A 2928-nucleotide genomic window follows, 5' to 3' on the forward strand; every position below is an offset into this window, starting at 1 on the left:
GCGATGGTGAAGGTGCGGCGGCCGTTCTCGTCGGCCGCGCCGACGCGCAGCTGCAGCTGGACGCCCTCGCGTTCGGACAGGACGAGCGGCGCGGCCAGCGTCAGCTCCTCGACGCGGTCGCAGCCGGCCTCGTCGCCGGCGCGGACGGCCAGTTCGAGGAACGCGGTGCCGGGCAGCAGGACGTCGCCGCGCACGACGTGGTCGGCGAGCCAGGGGTGGGACTGCCGGGAGAGCCGGGAGGTGAACAACAGACCGTCGTCGTCGGAGAGTTCGAGCGAGGCGGTGAGCAGCGGGTGGTCGGTGGTGTCGAGGCCCGCGGCACCGAGGTCGCCCGCGGTCGCGGGGGCGGTGGTGGGCCAGAAGCGGCGGTGCTGGAAGGCGTACGTCGGCAGGTCGACCGGGCGGACGGTGGTGCCGGTGAAGAGGGCGGCCCAGTCGACGGGTGCACCGGTGACGTGCAGACGGGCGAGGGCGATCAGGACGGCCGTGTCCTCGGCCTGGTCCTTGCGGAGGGCGGAGGCGAGCACGGCGTCCTCCGCGACGAACCCGGCCGCCAGCGCGGTCAGGACACCGTCGGGGCCGAGCTCCAGGAAGCGGGTGACGCCCGCCGCCTCCAACGCGCGCACGCCGTCGGCGAAGCGGACGGTTTCGCGGACGTGGCGCACCCAGTAGTCGGGCGACGTCAGGCCCTCCGCAAGCTCGCCGGTCAGATTGGAGACTACGGGGATCGAAGGAGCCGCGTAGGAAAGCCCGTTGAGGACGGAACGGAAGTCCTCCAGCATCGGGTCCATCAGCGGCGAGTGGAACGCGTGGGACACCCGCAGGCGCGTCGTCTTGCGGTCGGCGAAGTGCGCCTCGATCGCCGCCACCGCTTCGAGAGAGCCCGAGACGACGACGGACGTCGGGCCGTTGACGGCCGCGATCGACACGAACTCACCCAGCAGCGGCAGGACTTCGTCCTCCGTCGCCTGCACCGCCAGCATCGCGCCACCCGCCGGAAGCGCCTGCATCAGCCGGCCACGAGCACTCACCAGCGCGCAGGCATCCTTCAGCGAGAACACCCCGGCCACATGCGCCGCCGCCACCTCACCGATCGAGTGCCCGGCCACGAACTCCGGCCGCACACCCAGCGATTCCACCAGCCGGAACAACGCCACCTCGACCGCGAACAACCCGGCCTGAGCGTAGGCCGTCTGGTTCAGCAACTCCGCATCGTCGCCCCACACGACGTCCCGCAGCTGCGGATCCAGTGCCTCGCACACTTTGTCGAAGGCCCGAGCGAACACCGGAAGCCGGGCATACAACTCCCGCCCCATCCCCAGCCGTTGCGACCCCTGCCCCGAGAACACGAACGCAATCCGCCCGCCCGTCGCGACGCCGGTCGGCGTTTCGCCGTCCGCCACCGCCCGCAGGCCGGCCAGGAGTTGCTCCGTCCCGTCGCCGACCACGGCCGCACGGTGTTCGAGCGCGGCTCGGGTGGTCGCCAGCGAGTACGCGACGTCCACCGGACGGGCGCCCCCACCGACGGCCAGCAGTCGCTCGGCCTGCGCCCGCAGGGCCTCCGGCGTCGCCGCGGACAGCAGCCACGGGACGACTCCGGGCTCGACCTGCGGCGCCTCCGTTGCCGGAACGGCCGCCGGGGCCTCCTCGATGATCACGTGGGCGTTGGTGCCACTGATCCCGAAGGAGGAGACGCCGGCGCGCCTCGGACGCTCGCCCGCAGCCCACGCCCGGGGCTCGGTCAGGAGCTGCACGGCCCCCTCCGACCAGTCCACGTTCGCGCTCGGCTCGTCCACGTGGAGCGTCGACGGCAGCTCGTCGTTGTGCATCGCGAGCACCATCTTGATCACGCCGGCCACACCGGCCGCGGCCTGGGTGTGACCGATGTTCGACTTGATCGAGCCGAGGAACAGCGGCCGGCCGTCGGAGCGGTCCTGCCCGTAGGTCGCGAGGAGCGCCTGCGCCTCGATCGGGTCGCCCAGCGTCGTCCCCGTCCCGTGCGCCTCGACCACGTCGACCTGGTCGGCGCCGAGGCGGGCGTTGGCGAGCGCCTGCCGGATCACCCGCTGCTGCGACGGGCCGTTCGGCGCGGTCAGGCCGTTCGACGCGCCGTCCTGGTTGACGGCGCTGCCGCGCACGAGCGCGAGCACCGGGTGCCCGTTGCGCAGCGCGTCCGACAGCCGCTCGACGACCAGGAAGCCCGCGCCCTCGGCGAAGCCGGTGCCGTCGGCGGCGGTCGCGAACGACTTGCACCGCCCGTCGGGGGCGAGCGCGCCCTGCCGCCCGAACTCGGCGAACACGCCCGGCGTGGCCATGACGGTGACGCCGCCGGTGATCGCGAGCGAGCAGTCGCCCTGCCGCAGCGCCTGGGCGGCCAGGTGGAGGGCGACCAGGGAGGAGGAGCAGGCGGTGTCCACGGCGACCGCCGGGCCCTCCAGGCCGAGCTTGTACGAGACGCGGCCTGCGACGACGCTGCCATTGCCGTCGCTGCCCGGGTAGTCGTGGTACATCACGCCGGTGAAGACGCCGGTGCGGGTGCCGCGCAGACCGCTCGGGTCGATGCCGGCGCGCTCCAGGGCCTCCCAGGCGAGCTCCAGCGTGAGCCGCTGCTGCGGGTCCATCGCCAGGGCCTCGCGCGGGGAGATCCCGAAGAAGCCGGGGTCGAACTCGGCGGCGCCGTCGAGGAATCCGCCCTCGTGGGTGTGGTGCGGGCGCTCGGTGCCCCCGCTGTCCTCGGTGCGCAGCGTCGAGAGGTCCCACCCGCGGTCGGCGGGGAACGGGGAGATCGCGTCCGCGCCGGAGGCCACCAGCTGCCAGAGCTCCTCGGGCGTGGTCACCCCGCCCGGGTAGCGGCAGGCCATGCCGACGATCGCGATCGGGTCGTGGCGGTCCACGGTCGCTTCGGGAACGGCGGTCTCGCCGTCGATG

1 protein-coding gene is annotated in these 2928 nt (G+C 73.5%); it reads right to left on the reverse strand.

Going from position 1 to position 2928, the window contains the following annotated elements:
• Positions 1–2894: type I polyketide synthase (locus AB0O00_RS34150; RefSeq protein ID WP_363658480.1), on the reverse strand; the 2894-nt coding region annotated here is incomplete at its 3' end.
• Positions 2895–2928 lie beyond the last annotated feature (34 nt).

Source organism: Kitasatospora sp. NPDC093558 (assembly GCF_040683475.1).
Taxonomy (GTDB): domain Bacteria; phylum Actinomycetota; class Actinomycetes; order Streptomycetales; family Streptomycetaceae; genus Kitasatospora.